Annotated in this window: 11 protein-coding genes; 4 read left to right on the top strand and 7 right to left on the bottom strand. The window is 65.3% G+C overall.

Annotated elements, in window-relative coordinates; genetic code table 11:
* Positions 1 to 39: 39 nt before the first annotated feature.
* The 3 genes from fdxA (ACTJKX_RS09760) (at position 40) to ACTJKX_RS09750 (ending at position 1,981) form a co-directional block, all read left to right on the top strand.
* Positions 40 to 390, top strand: coding sequence for a ferredoxin FdxA (fdxA, locus tag ACTJKX_RS09760; RefSeq protein ID WP_440725135.1), 351 nt, complete (start codon positions 40 to 42; stop codon positions 388 to 390).
* Positions 391 to 537: 147 nt separating this feature from the next.
* Positions 538 to 876, top strand: coding sequence for a ferredoxin FdxA (fdxA, locus tag ACTJKX_RS09755; RefSeq protein ID WP_311937414.1), 339 nt, complete (start codon positions 538 to 540; stop codon positions 874 to 876).
* A 514-nt stretch (positions 877 to 1,390) separates the two neighbouring features.
* Positions 1,391 to 1,981, top strand: coding sequence for a CarD family transcriptional regulator (locus ACTJKX_RS09750; protein WP_367624859.1), 591 nt, complete (start codon positions 1,391 to 1,393; stop codon positions 1,979 to 1,981).
* 149 nt (positions 1,982 to 2,130) lie between these two features.
* Here ACTJKX_RS09750 and ACTJKX_RS09745 read toward each other — a convergent pair whose 3' ends face one another.
* Positions 2,131 to 3,348: an MFS transporter gene (locus ACTJKX_RS09745; protein WP_394314236.1), complete on the bottom strand. Its 1,218-nt coding sequence runs from the start codon at positions 3,346 to 3,348 to the stop codon at positions 2,131 to 2,133.
* 229 nt (positions 3,349 to 3,577) lie between these two features.
* Between ACTJKX_RS09745 and ACTJKX_RS09740 the strand changes: the two genes are divergently transcribed.
* Positions 3,578 to 4,489: a LysR family transcriptional regulator gene (locus ACTJKX_RS09740; RefSeq protein ID WP_367624857.1), complete on the top strand. Its 912-nt coding sequence runs from the start codon at positions 3,578 to 3,580 to the stop codon at positions 4,487 to 4,489.
* A gap of 17 nt (positions 4,490 to 4,506) precedes the next feature.
* On the opposite strand, the gene prmC is transcribed toward ACTJKX_RS09740, so the two are convergent.
* From prmC to ACTJKX_RS09710, 6 genes are all read right to left on the bottom strand, one after another.
* Complete coding sequence (gene prmC / locus ACTJKX_RS09735; protein ID WP_440725134.1) at positions 4,507 to 5,376, bottom strand: peptide chain release factor N(5)-glutamine methyltransferase; 870 nt, start codon at positions 5,374 to 5,376, stop codon at positions 4,507 to 4,509.
* Positions 5,373 to 6,452, bottom strand: coding sequence for a peptide chain release factor 1 (prfA, locus tag ACTJKX_RS09730; protein WP_367624855.1), 1,080 nt, complete (start codon positions 6,450 to 6,452; stop codon positions 5,373 to 5,375). The genes prmC and prfA overlap by 4 nt, the downstream gene beginning before the upstream one ends.
* Before the next feature lie 108 nt (positions 6,453 to 6,560).
* On the bottom strand, positions 6,561 to 8,825 hold the full coding sequence (gene ptsP, locus ACTJKX_RS09725) for a phosphoenolpyruvate--protein phosphotransferase (RefSeq protein WP_367624854.1): 2,265 nt from the start codon (positions 8,823 to 8,825) through the stop codon (positions 6,561 to 6,563).
* 264 nt (positions 8,826 to 9,089) lie between these two features.
* Positions 9,090 to 10,340 (bottom strand): aspartate kinase, encoded by a 1,251-nt coding sequence (locus tag ACTJKX_RS09720; RefSeq protein WP_415080776.1) that lies wholly within the window; start codon positions 10,338 to 10,340, stop codon positions 9,090 to 9,092.
* 389 nt (positions 10,341 to 10,729) lie between these two features.
* Positions 10,730 to 12,820 carry an OmpA family protein gene (locus tag ACTJKX_RS09715; protein WP_440725133.1) on the bottom strand — a complete coding sequence of 697 codons (2,091 nt, stop codon included), beginning with the start codon at positions 12,818 to 12,820 and terminating at the stop codon, positions 10,730 to 10,732.
* Between the two features lie 192 nt (positions 12,821 to 13,012).
* The gene (locus ACTJKX_RS09710) at positions 13,013 to 13,441 is read right to left on the bottom strand and encodes an Lrp/AsnC family transcriptional regulator (protein ID WP_068293722.1); all 429 of its coding nucleotides are present in this window, start codon (positions 13,439 to 13,441) and stop codon (positions 13,013 to 13,015) included.
* Between the last annotated feature and the right edge of the window lie 50 nt (positions 13,442 to 13,491).

Genomic DNA, 13,491 nt, shown 5'->3' with positions numbered 1-13,491 from the left:
GCCGTTCCACTGAGGGCTCCCTCCGGATGGAACGGCGCCATGGCCTATGTGGTCACCGAAAACTGCATCAGATGCAAATATATGGACTGCGTGGCCGAGTGCCCGGTCGATTGCTTCCGGGAAGGCGAGAATATGCTCGTCATCGATCCCCTATTATGCATCGATTGCGGCATCTGCGAACCGGTCTGTCCGGCGGATGCCATCCGCTCCGATGCGGAGCGCGGATTGGAGGCTTGGGTTGAATTGAACGCGCGCTATGCCCATCTCTGGCCGGAGATCACGGCGCGGCGCGAGCCGCCATTGGATGCTAAACAATGGGACGGCGAGCTTGGCAAGCTCGCCTTGCTCTCGCCTCGGCCGGGCGCCGGAGACGCAGGACAGGCCGGGTAGAGGACAGGTCCAGTGCTCCGTTTGTGATGAACTGAGTCAAAGCCTATACCGCGGCGAATGGCTGCTCTGTGCAAGCGCGCCTTGAACCGTCGGCGCAGTTCGGCTAGGCAGTTTTAGCAAGATTATAAACTTTCGGGATTTTCTGGCATGACCTACGTGGTCACTGAGAACTGCATCAAGTGCAAATACATGGACTGCGTGGAAGTCTGCCCGGTGGACTGTTTCTACGAGGGTGAGAATTTTCTCGTCATCCATCCCGACGAATGCATCGATTGCGGTGTCTGCGAGCCCGAATGTCCGGCGGATGCCATCAAGGCCGATACCGAAAAGGGCCTGGAGGCCTGGCTCGAGCTGAATGCGAAATTCGCGCAGAGCTGGCCCAACATCACGGTCAAGCGTGACGGTTTTCCCGATGCCAAGGAGTGGGACGGCAAGCCGGACAAACTGCCGCTGCTCTCGCCGGAACCGGGGCAGGGCGACGCCTGATTGCAAATTCCGGCCGAATCCGACAGGGTTCGGTTTCCCCTGCACGGGTAGCATGGCTGCCCGTTTTAGGGGCTTCGGCAGCGGGCATCTGTCGAGGCACCCTTTGGACTGCCCGGCGCTTTTTGCATAGCGGCTATTCACAAAAACCGCGCAGTATCAACCTTAACGAGCGCTTTACGCGCCGTTTTGGCGTGTAAAAGCGTTGATTTTTGCCGATTTTTGGTATATACAGGGGCATGGTCAAGAGAGAGACCGAGTTACCCCGCCGCTGCTCCGCACAGGGGCAATTTTTTTGTGCTCAGCTTCAAGGGACCTCAGTCGGTCGGTGCGGGTAGCGCCGATAGATACATGGAATTTTTGACCGTCCTTCATTTCGACGTTCCTCGCGGCGGCTCTTGAAGCTTTGGCCTGGTTTCACTGTCGAATGGTGTTTGCGGCAACAGGCGTGAGCCTGCCCGTGGTTTGGTGCGGCTGCCGATTCGGCATCCGCCAATGATAGGAGCGTTGAAGCGTCATGACGACAGCGAAGAAGACGTCCACGAAGCAGGGTTTCAAGACGGGCGAGAGCATTGTGTACCCCTCGCATGGCGTCGGCAAAATCGTGTCGATCGACGAGCAGGAAGTAGCCGGTTTCAAGCTTGAGCTGTTCGTGATTTCCTTCTCCAAGGACAAGATGACGCTGCGCGTGCCCACCACCAAGATCGCTTCCGTCGGCATGCGCAAGCTCTCCGAACCGGCCGTGGTCGCCAAGGCGCTCGAAACGCTCAAGGGCCGTGCCCGCATCAAGCGCACCATGTGGTCGCGCCGTGCGCAGGAATACGAAGCCAAGATCAATTCGGGCGATCTGATCGCCATTGCCGAGGTCGTGCGCGATCTCTATCGCTCCGATGCTCAGCCCGAACAGTCCTATTCCGAGCGTCAGCTCTACGAAGCGGCTCTCGATCGTATGGCACGCGAATTGGCCGCCGTCGACGACCTCATCGATTCCGAGGCCGTAAAGGTGATCGAAGCCAATCTCGCCAAGGGTCCCAAGCGCGGTGGTGCCAAGGAAGCCGAGGCCGAGTTCGACGATGCGACCGAGGAAGAAGAGGAAGCCGCCGCCTGAGGCGTTTCCCCATCAGACATACGGAAAACCCCGCTTCGGCGGGGTTTTCTTTTGGCTGCGAGGCCGAGAATGGCGGAAAGCCCAGACAGCAAGGGAGCAGGTAGGCCCTGGGTCTCGTCGTGCCCGGGTCCTGTCTCGCGGCAATGGCCTCAGGTCGGGTCGGGGCAGTCGGACCAAACCTCCGGCTTGGTTGCCTTCTCGGTGCCGACGAAGGTGAGGGCGAGGCCGACAAGGGCCAGCAATCCGCCGGCAATCGGAATGGCGGCATAGCCCAGGCCCAGGCTGAGGGTCGCGCTGCCGATAGCCGCGCCAAGGGCGTTGCCGAGATTGAAGGCGCCGACATTGATCGAGGAGGCCAGGCCCGGCGCGGCCGATGCCACTTGCATCACCCGCATCTGCAGAGGCGGCACGATGGCGAAGGCGGCCATGCCCCAGACCATGAGGCCGATGGCGGCGCCGTAGCGGGAGGTCAGGGCGAGCGGCAACACAGCCATGATCAGGCCGAGGGCCGCGAGCGAGAGCCTGGCGGCACCGTCGAGTGACCAGTCGGCCAGGCGCCCGCCCAGCGCGTTGCCCAGGGTCAGGCCGATGCCGATCAGGGCAAGGGCGAGGGTGATGAAGCCGGCCCCGGCGTGGGTAATCTCGATCAGGACCGAAGTCACATAGGTATAGAGCACGAACATGGCACCTGCTCCCATCACGGTCGCGGCCATGGCGGTCAGCACGCTGGGCTGGGCGATGGCGCCGAACTCCCGGCGAATGTCGGGCATGCGGCCGGGCTCCCCCTTCGGCAGGGCGAGGAAGAGCGCCAGGATGGCCACCAGCCCGAGCAGGGCCGTCGCTGCGAAGGTCTGCCGCCAGCCGATGGCCTGGCCGATCCAGGTGGCTGCCGGTACGCCGCCGACAGTGGCGATGGTCAGGCCCAGGAACATTGCGGCAATGGCGCTGGCCTGGCGTTCACGCGGCACGAGGCTGGCAGCGACGATGGAACCCAGGCCGAAGAAGGCTCCGTGATTGAGGCTGGTGATGATGCGGGCGGCCATCAGGGTCCAATAACCCGGTGCGATCGCGGCCAGCAGATTGCCGAGCGCGAAGATGCTCATCAAGGCGATCAGGGCCGTGCGTTTGCGCAAACGCGCCAGCAACAGCGTCATGATGGGAGCACCGGCCATCACGCCGATGGCATAGGCGCTGATCAGTAGGCCAGCCGTCGGGATGTCGACGCTGACGCCCTGCGCGATGTCGCGCAGCATGCCCATCGGCGAGAATTCGGTGGTGCCGATGCCGAAGGCCCCGATGGCCAGGGCCGTCAACGGCCAGAAGCTGGAAGGTGTATCGGTGTTGGCGGTGCGTGGTTGTACGGCCATGGCATCCATTGCGTCTCGACTTTCGATTTCATCGGTTCCAGTCAGCCGCGGCCCAGGCGGGGTTGGATATTCTGCGGAGTCCGCCTGATCGTGCCCGTGGCTTGATCAGGAGCCCCCTGCCTGGCCGCTGCTGGAGTCGGGATGGAAATGGGCTCGTCGACGAGCGCTGGAAAGGCGCCCGGGATCACCTTATTTATGAAATCGTTTCATCAATGAGAGAGGCCCGACCATGGACAATCGCTTCGGCGAAATGCAGGTGTTCCGGCTGGTCGTCGAAACAGGCAGCTATTCGCGTGCCGCCCGGCAGCTGCGCATGACGCCCTCCACGGTGAGCAAGCTGATCGCGCGGATCGAGGCGCGCCTGGGATTGCGCTTGTTCGAGCGTTCGACCAGGCGCCTGTCTCTCACCGAGGAGGGACGGGCCTATTACGAGCGCGGCGGCGCCGTCATCGACGATCTCGATGCGATCGAGCGGGATTTGAGCGGGCAAGCCGTCACGCCCACCGGCACCGTGCGCGTGACGACGTCGCTGGCCTTCGGGGCAATGGCGATCGAGCCGATCCTGCCGGCCTTCTGGCAGGCCTATCCGGAGATTGCCGTCGATCTGGCGCTTTCGGAAGAAAAGCTCGACCTCTATCTGGAGCGCATCGACGTCGCTTTCCGTGTGGGCGCCTTGCCCGATTCGCGCCTGCGGGCACGTCGTATCGGCACCTCGCGACGTCTGATCGTCGCCGCTCCTGCCTATCTCGACCGCCACGGCACGCCACGATCAGTCGACGATCTCGTGCGGCACAATTGCCTGGGCTTCAGTTTCCGCCGCGCTGTGCCGGTGTGGCCGCTCAGCGAGAGCGGTCGTATCGTGGACCGCGCCGTCCGCACGACCCTGCTTGCCAACAATGGCGAGACGCTGCGCCGCGTGGCCGTCGCAGGCATAGGTCTGGCGCGCCTCGCCGATTATCATATACGCGACGATCTCAAGGCGGGGCGCCTCGTCGAGATCCTTGCAGACGTCGTCGCGCCGGATGAGGAGGACATGCATGCCCTCTTCTTCGGTGGGGACAACATTCCCCATCGCGTCAGGGTATTCCTGGATTTCTGCGTACCGAGGCTCCAGCGCTTTCTGCGGGAGGCTGCGGGTTGAAGGCATATCCGCGCAAATCAGGCCGGTCGCGGGTTCCCCGGCCACCTGCCTGCCAAGGCGCGGGGAACGCCCCCGAGGTCCCTGCGCGCCGGACCGAGCATCTCGAAGCCTGCACGGCGCATCAGCCCGGCCACAGCCTCTTTCTGGCCGATGCCGAGCTCGAAGACCAGCAGCCCGCCGGAGCGCAGCAGGCGAGGGGCGTCGGCGGCAATGAGGCGATAGGCATCGAGGCCGTCGAGGCCGCCGTCGAGCGCGAGCAGGGGATCATGCTCACGTACCTCCGGTTCCAGCCCGGCAATGTCGGCGGAAGGGATATAGGGCGGGTTGGAGACGATGAGGTCGACTTCATCCTCCAGGCCCTCCATCCAGTTTCCCAGCCGGAAATCGGCTCTATCGGCAACGCCGTTGTCGGTGGCATTCAGGCCTGCGACCGTCAGGGCGTCGGCCGCCTGGTCGATCCCGATCCCGCTCGCGCGCGGTCTTTCATGCAGCAGGGCAATCAGGATGGCGCCGGTGCCGGTGCCGAGATCGAGCAGGCGGTAGGCCGCTTCGCGGTCGGGCAAGAGGGACAGGCAGGTCTCGACGATCGTCTCCGTATCCGGCCTTGGTGACAGCGTGGCTGGGCCCAGGCGAAATTCCAGGCTCCAGAATTCCCGGTGCCCGAGGATACGGTCCACCGGTTCTCCCTGCAGGCGCCGGGCCTGGAAGGAGCGGGCCTTCTCCGCAGCCTCGACCGTCACAGGGCCGTCGGGGGAAAGCGTGATTGCGGTCGCCGGCAGGCCGGTGGCTCCAGCCACCAGCCAGCGGGCATCGAGTTCGGGCGTGGGCAGTGCGGCAGTGCGGAAGGCAGTGAGGAGTTCCCGGTAAAGACCGCCGAGCGTGCTCACGCCCTTGCCTCGCTGGCGGCGAGGAGCCTCGCCTGGTTCTCAGTCACCAGCGCGTCGATCACTTCATTGAGGGCGTCGCCGGCGATGATCTGGTCGAGCTTGTAGAGGGTGAGGCCGATGCGGTGGTCGGTCAGGCGTCCCTGCGGAAAATTATAGGTGCGGATGCGTTCGGAACGGTCGCCGGAACCGACCTGGTCGCGCCGATCGGCGGCGCGGGCACTGTCGACGCGTTCGCGTTCGGCTTCGTAGAGGCGCGCGCGCAGCATCGCCATGGCCTGCGCCCGGTTCTTGTGCTGGGAGCGCTCTGCCTGCACCGCCACGGCGATGCCGGTGGGCAGATGGGTGATGCGCACGGCGCTGTCAGTGGTATTGACGTGCTGGCCGCCCGCGCCGGAGGCCCTGAAGACATCGACCTTGAGGTCCTTCTCCTCAATGGCGATGTCGACCTCTTCGGCCTCGGGCAGCACCGCGACCGTGGCAGCCGAGGTGTGGATGCGCCCGCCGGCTTCCGTCACCGGCACGCGCTGCACCCGATGCACGCCGGATTCGAATTTCAGCTTGGCGAACACGCCCTTGCCCCTGATGGCCAGCGCGATTTCCTTGTAGCCGCCCATGGTGCCTTCGGATTCGGACAGGATCTCGGTCTTCCAGCCCTGGAGATCGGCATAGCGCATATACATGCGCAGGAGATCGCCGGCGAAGAGCGAGGCTTCGTCGCCGCCGGTGCCGGCGCGCACTTCCAGAATGGCGGATTTTTCGTCGGCGGCATCCTTGGGCAGCAGTGAAAGCTTGATCGCCGTCTCCAACTCGCCGAGGCGCTCGAGCAAGGTCTTGCGCTCCTCCTCCGCCATCTCGGCCATCTCGCCGGCCATGGCCGGCTCGGCGATGATGGCCTCGACGCCTTTCAACTCGTCCTGCGCGCCCTGCCATTCGCGGATGAGCGCGGCAACGGGATCGAGCTCGGCAAGTTCGCGCGCCAGGGTCACATAGGTATCGGCGTCCGGGCCGGAGGCGAGCTCGGCCTCGACGAAATCGCGGCGGCGAAGCAGGGCATCAAGGCGGTCGAGGGGAAGCATAGGGCGGTCCTGGGAGTGTCGGAGCGCGGACATCCTGTCCGCATCTGGAAACGATGTGCATGGGGAGAAAAAGCGGACGAAGACGTCCGCGCTCCCAGGGCAGCCTCGCTATAACGGAATGCCGCGTTCGGCGGCGAATTCCCTGAGAGCAAGGCGCAGCGGCCTGTCCGCTTCCGGCTTGAGATGATGATCGACGAGCTCCATGATCTCGGCTGCGTCGATCTCGAGCAGCATGGCCTTGACCGGGCCGATGGCCGACGGCGTCATCGACAATTGCCGGAAGCCGAGGCCGATCAGGGCAAGCGCCTCCAGCGGCTTGGAGGCCAGCTCGCCGCACAGCGTCACCGGCACGCCGGCCGCGTTGGATTTATCGGCGATCATCTTCAGGGCCCGCATCACCGAAGGTGAGAGCGTGTCGAAACGGCCCGCCACGCGCGCATTGCCGCGATCGACCGCATAGAGGAACTGGAAGAGATCGTTCGAGCCGACGGACAGGAAATCGGTGCGCTGCAGGATCTCGTCGAGCTGGAACAGTAGGCTCGGCACTTCCACCATGGCGCCGAGCTTGACGAGATCGGGCAGGGGTTTGCCGTGGCGGCGCAGGAAGGTGATCTCGCGCTCCACCACTTGACGCGCCTGGTCGAATTCCTCGGAGGCCGAGATCATCGGGAACATCACCCTGAGCTCGCGCCCGGCGGCGGCCTGCAGCAAGGCACGGAGCTGCGAGCGCATCAGACCGGGACGGTCGAGGCCGAGGCGGATGGCGCGCCAGCCGAGCGCCGGGTTCTCTTCCTCGATCTGGTGCATATAGGGCAGCACCTTGTCGCCGCCGATATCGAGGGTGCGGAAGGTGACCGGCCGGTCGCCGGCAGCCTCCAGCACGGCCTTGTAGAGTGCATATTGCTCGCCGGTGCGCGGGAACTGCGAGGCGATCATGAACTGCAGTTCGGTGCGGAACAGGCCGATGCCGTCGGCGCCGCTTTCCTTGATATGCGGCAGGTCGACCAGCAGGCCGGCATTGATATAGAGCTTGATATCGCAGCCGTCGCGGGTGCGGCTGGGCTTGTGGCGCAGGGCGAGATATTGCTCCTGGCGCTTGGCCCGGAAGCGCACCTTCTCGGCATAGGCATGCTCGACATCCGGGGCCGGGCGCACCTGGACTTCGCCGACCGAGCCGTCGACGATGATGGCATCGCCCTGCTCGACCAGGCTGGTGATGCCCTCGACCTCGCCCACGGTGGGAATGCCGAGTGCCCGCGCCACGATGGCGACGTGGCTGGTCGGCCCCCCTTCTTCGAGGATGAGGCCGCGCAGATTGTCGCGCGAATAATCGAGCAGGGCCGCTGGCCCCATCGAACGCGCCACCAGCACCGCATCCTTGGGCATGGACTCGGAGGGGACGTGATGTCCGTCGCCGGTGAGCTGGCGCAGCAGGCGGTTGGCGAGATCGTCGAGATCGTAGAGGCGCTCGCGCAGGATCGGATCGGCGACGCGCTGCATGCGCGCGCGCGTATCGGACTGCACGCGCTGCACCGCCGCCTCGGCGGTGACGCCGGTGGCGATGACCTCGCGCATCTTGGTGATCCAGCCGCGATCCTGCGCGAACATGCGATAGGCTTCGAGCACGTCGAGCGTCTCGGTGGCGCGGGCGAGGTCGCCGCGGTCGAGCATGGCGTCGATCGCATCGCGCAGGCCGACGATGGCATTGTCGAGGCGATCGGTCTCGCGGCCGACATCGTCGGCGATCAGGGTCTTCACCACCACCCGCGGCTCGTGCAGCACGACATGGCCGAGCCCGACGCCTTCCGAGAGCGGTGCGCCGGTCAGCTGCAAAGCACGGCGGCTGGCGAGGTCGGCGCCCGGGCGGGCCAGGGCCTGGAGCTCGCCGGAAGCGATCATCTCGGCCAGCACCATGGCGACCGTGGCGAGCGCCTCGATCTCCTCTTCCGAATAGGCTCGCTGGGCCTTGTTCTGCACGACGAGGACGCCGAGCGTCTCGCCGGCACGCAGGATCGGCACGCCGAGGAAGGCGTTGTAGATCTCTTCGCCCGTTTCCGGCTTGTAGGCGAACAAGGGATGGTGCTGCGCGTCCGAGGTGGTGACCGGCTCGGCTTCCTTGGCGACGAGGCCGACCAGGCCTTCGCCCTTGCGCATGGTGGTCAAATGCACCGCGTTCGGATTGAGGCCTTCGGTGGCATAGAGTTCGAGCGTACCGTCGGTGCGCAGGACATAGACCGAGCAGACCTCCGCGACCATGTTCGCGGCGATCAAGACCACGGTCTTGTCCAGCCTCTCCTGCGCCGAAACAGGCTCCGCCATGACTTCGCGGAGCCGCTTGAGGAGCAGGCGCGGGCCGCCGATCGCGCCACGCATCCGATGCCTCCATGTCCTCGACAGGTCAGGTGACCCGGCGAACCCGGGGCCGTCCGCTGCCTCAGAGGGCCGGCCGGTTCTGGCGAAGCGGCCGGTCATAGAATGAATAGGGGGCGTGCCTCGCGCGAGAATCCAAACGAAGCACGCACTAACTTTTTGTTCTGTCGCAAGATTTCACGGAAATTGAAAGAAGTATTTCCGTTTCTGCCAGGCACTGCGTCATCGGGGCGCTGTGCCGTCGTCGTGAGAACAAGGCGCGGTTGCTCAGGCCTTGTCGAGCCCGTAGAGCGTGTGCAGCGTGCGGACCGCCAGTTCGGTATAGGCCGCATCGATCAGCACCGAAATCTTGATCTCGGAGGTGGTGATGGCGCGGATATTGATGCCGCGGCCGGCAAGGGCCTGGAAGCAGGTTGCCGCCACGCCGGCATGGCTGCGCATGCCGATGCCGATCACCGAAATCTTCGAGACGTCCATATTGGTCTCGACATTGTCGCACACCACGTCCTTGCGGGCCTTGTCGATCACGTCCTTGGCGCGCTGGAACTCGGCCTGCGGTACCGTGAAGGTGATGTCGGTGGAGGCGCCGTCGGCCGAAATGTTCTGGACGATCATGTCGACATTGATGTTGGCGTCGGCCAGGGGCACGAAGATGGCGGCGGCGACACCCGGACGGTCGGCTACGTCACGCAGGGTGATCTGCGCTTCATCCTTCGAATAGGCGATGCCGGTCACAACCTGCTGTTCCATGATGTCTTCCTCGTCGCAGATCAGGGTTCCGGGATTGGGGTTTTCAGGGTCGTCAAAGGACGATCTTACATAGGTTTTCACCTTGTGGACCATGGCGAGTTCCACCGAGCGCACCTGCAGCACCTTGGCGCCGAGGGAGGCCATTTCCAGCATTTCCTCGAAGGCGATGCGGTCCATGCGCTGCGCCTTGGGCACGATGCGCGGATCGGTGGTGTAGACGCCGTCGACATCGGTGTAGATGTCGCAGCGCTCGGCGCCGATCGCGCCGGCGATGGCGACGGCCGAGGTGTCGGAACCGCCGCGCCCCAGCGTGGTGATGCGCCCGCTCACGGGCTCGATGCCCTGGAAGCCGGAAATCACCGCGACTTCCCCCGCGGCGAAGCCGTCATCGAGATTCTTGGAAGGGATCGCCGAGATGCGCGCGGAGCCGTGGGCGGCCGAAGTCTCGATCGGCACCTGCCAGCCCTGCCAGGAACGGGCCTTGATGCCGATGCTGCTGAGCGTCAGAGCCAGCAGGCCCGAGGTGACCTGTTCGCCGGAAGCGACGATGGTGTCGTATTCGCGCTGGTCATACAGCGGCGAGGCCTCGTTGCACCAGCCCACCAGCTCATTGGTCTTGCCGGACATGGCGGAGACCACCACCGCCACGTCATAGCCGGCGGCAACCTCGCGTTTGACATGCTGCGCCACATTCTTGATGCGCTCGACAGTGGCGACAGAGGTGCCGCCAAACTTCATGACAAGACGGGGACGCGGGCTGCCGGACATACGGCCACTAGGCTCCGATGAACTCTCGAACGTTGGTAAGACGCTCTCGATGAGGGGACGCCGCACAAAAGCGGGCCAGGATGCGGTCCCGGCCGTGGCTGTTTGCATGAGGCGAGGAGATGCGGAGACCTGCGGCCACCGCGCCGCGGGATTTAAGCGAAAGGACCGAGGATGGCAAGCAAAAGCGGCAGGGGCTTACCCTCCCCTGGAAGGGGGAGGGTCGAGGCGAAGCCTCGGGGCAGGCTGAATTGGCCGTTTGTCTTCAGAAGATTGGCGTGAAATTTTCACATCATATGCGAAAAGCCACCCCACACCGGCCCTGTAGGCCGACCCCAGGCACTTCCAAGAGGAAGTGCCGATCCCTCCAGGGGAGGGTAGATTTTATGCCGTCAGTTTTGCAGCAGGGGCGTGATCCGGCGCAGGGTCACGCGGCGATTCTCCTGCTCGGGCTCGGGCGTCGGGATCTTGAGATAGCGCTCGCCGAGGCCCGCCGTGACCAGGTTGTCGGGCGAGATCACGTAATATTGGGTCAGGGCCTGTTTCACGGCTTCCGCCCGTTCCTTGGACAGGCGCAGATTATAGGCATCGTCGCCCACCGCATCGGTGTTGCCCTCGATCACGAAGACCTCATTGGGATGGGCGGCCACGATCCGCTCGATGATGCGGCCGATGCGGTCGAGATTGGCGATCTCCTCCTCGCGCACGAATGATTCGTTGAAGCCGAAATGAATGGTGTCCAGTTCCACGCTCGGGATGGATTGGCGGATGGCCGGCTGTTCCATCACCGCTTCGGGCTGGGCAAGGAATTCGGACCGTGCATAACGGCGCGGCAGCGGCTTGAGCGGGCGGGAGGCGAATTGCTGCTCGATCTGGTCGTCGTCGACTTCCGCGGCCCAGACGCTCTGATAGCGCTGTCCGCGCGGATTGATGTCCACGTCGAAGCGTCCGTCGCCTTCATAGCGCCGCAGGCGATCGGTGCGCTGGCCGCGATCGCTCAGCAGGCGGCGGCGCAGGTCGTTGCGATCGTCCTGCAGATATTGTGCGAAGGCCTCGCGGTCCTCGGGGTTGTAGCGCTGGTCGTTGGCGGCATCGCGATAGACCAGGATGCGCCGGTTGAGCTGGTCGACGGTCAGCACGTTGGAAGGGCGCCGGTCCGCCAGGATGGCCGGGATGTCCTGCGGCCGGGGCGAGCCCTGGCGGAACTGGGAGCGGCCGAAGGGCGAGCCCTGCCCGCTTTGGCCTTGCTGCTGTTCGCCGCCATATTCCTGGTCGGCCACGCGGTTGCGCAGGGCGGCGCGCGCGCCGTTCAGGCGCTGGATCAGGGCCTGTTCGGTGGCTTCCGACAGGTTTCCGGCTGACAGGGCCGAGCGGTAGACGTTGAGGCGCTGGCGCAATTGCTGGTCGTTGAGGCGATCGGGCGGCGTGGCATCGCCCAGCAGGCCGATGGCGCGCTGCTCCGCTGCCCGGTCGACCGGACCCTGCAGGGGGCGGCCCTGGCCTTGCTGGCTGCCGTTCTCCGGCTGCGGCGGAAGGCCCGGTCGGCCTTCCTGACCCTGTTGTGGGCCGTCGGCCGGCAGGGGAATCCCGCCTTGCCCGGGGAGCTGGTTGCGACCGCTGGGGCGACCATCCAGGGGGCGGCTGTCCGGCTGGCCGTTGTCGAGGCCCTGCGGCGCCCCCTCAGTGCCGGGCTGGCCCTGGGTACGGTCGCGACGTTTGCCGCGCGGTTCGGGCGTGCCACCGTTTTCCTGTCCTGCACCCGGCTGGCCGTCGCCGGCGGCGGGCTGCTGGGGCACAGGCTTGGGCTGGACGGGGTTGGGCTGGACGGGCTTGGTCTGCGTGGGGGCGTTGCCGCTGCCTTGATCCGCATCCGGCTCGGCCGGAGTGCGGGGTTTTGCTGCGGGCGTGTCTTGTCCCGTGGTGTCGCTAGGCGCTGTGGGCTTTTGGCGCTTGGGCTTTGCAGCCGGGGCCTCCTGTGCAGGTTCTCCCGCGGTTGGCTTGCCGGGAGCTTCCTGGCCGGCCGAATCGGCGGCCGGCTTCTGGCGCTTGGGCTTGGCAGCGGGGGGCGCTTCGCCGGGCGCGGGTTCGCCGGGCGCGTCCTGGCCGGCGGCCCCGGGGGTCGGCTTCTGGCGGCGGGGCTTGGCGGCAGGCGTTTCGTCGCCGCCTGAACCGGATGCTGCGCCGTCCTGCTCGGCGTTCGGCTTCTGCCGCTTCGGCTTGGCAGCCGGAGCGCCGCCGTCCTGGTCCTGCGATTCGGCGGGAGCGGCCCGTTTTGCCGGCGCGCCCTCGCCATCCTGGCCGCCGCCCTTCTTGTGGCGCTTCAGCACGTCCTCGATCGAGGGCTTGGCACCCGGCGCGGGCGCTTCCGTGGTGGGCGCCTGGGCATCCTGCGCCAGCGCGTCCTGCACCAGCACGATCGCCGTGGGCGAGACGGCGAGCATCAGCGTACCAGCCAGACTGATCAGTTTCTTGCGCAGGAGCATCGCGACCTCTCTTGATTGGGCCGCCATCATCCCGATTGCGGCTGAACCGAAACTGAACGCGGATCGTCGAATATCCGTCGGTGCCGGGACACGCCTCACACGGCCGTGCTCGATTCCGAAATCGAGCCCGTTATCGTAAATCATTGTTATTGCATGGTTTTTCTGGGTCTGGCGCGCGTTTTTCGGTACGCCCTAGCGTTCGATCCGCGTCGACAGGATGAGGGAGGTCGACGTGCGCTCGACGCCTTCCAGCGCGCCGATGCGATCGGCCAGTTCGTCGAGCTCGCCGACCGAGCGAGCCTCGATCACCGCGATCATGTCGAAATTGCCGCTGACCGAATGCAGCGTGCGTACGGCCGGAATCTCGCGCAGGCCCGCCTCCACCTGGCGAATCAGCTTGGGCACGGTGGTGAGCAGCACATGGGCGCGCAGCAGCGAACGGGTATGCTCCTCCGAAAGCCGGATGGTGTAGCCGGCGATCACGCCGCGATGTTCGAGACGAGCCAGGCGGCTCTGCACTGTGGTGCGGGAAACGCCGAGGCGCCGGGCGATCTCGGCCGTGGAGGCGCGGGCGTTCTCGCGCAGGATGGCAATCAGGGCGTCATCGGCGGGCGTCGTCATAACGACGATATAGCGGATGGCATTGTGCAAAGATAGTTCGGCATTTCGTC

This window comes from Labrys sp. 22185, from assembly GCF_052045555.1.
Lineage (GTDB): Bacteria > Pseudomonadota > Alphaproteobacteria > Rhizobiales > Labraceae > Labrys > Labrys neptuniae.
The sequence above is the reverse complement of the archived record's forward strand: the minus strand, read 5'-3'. Positions and strand labels throughout refer to the sequence as shown.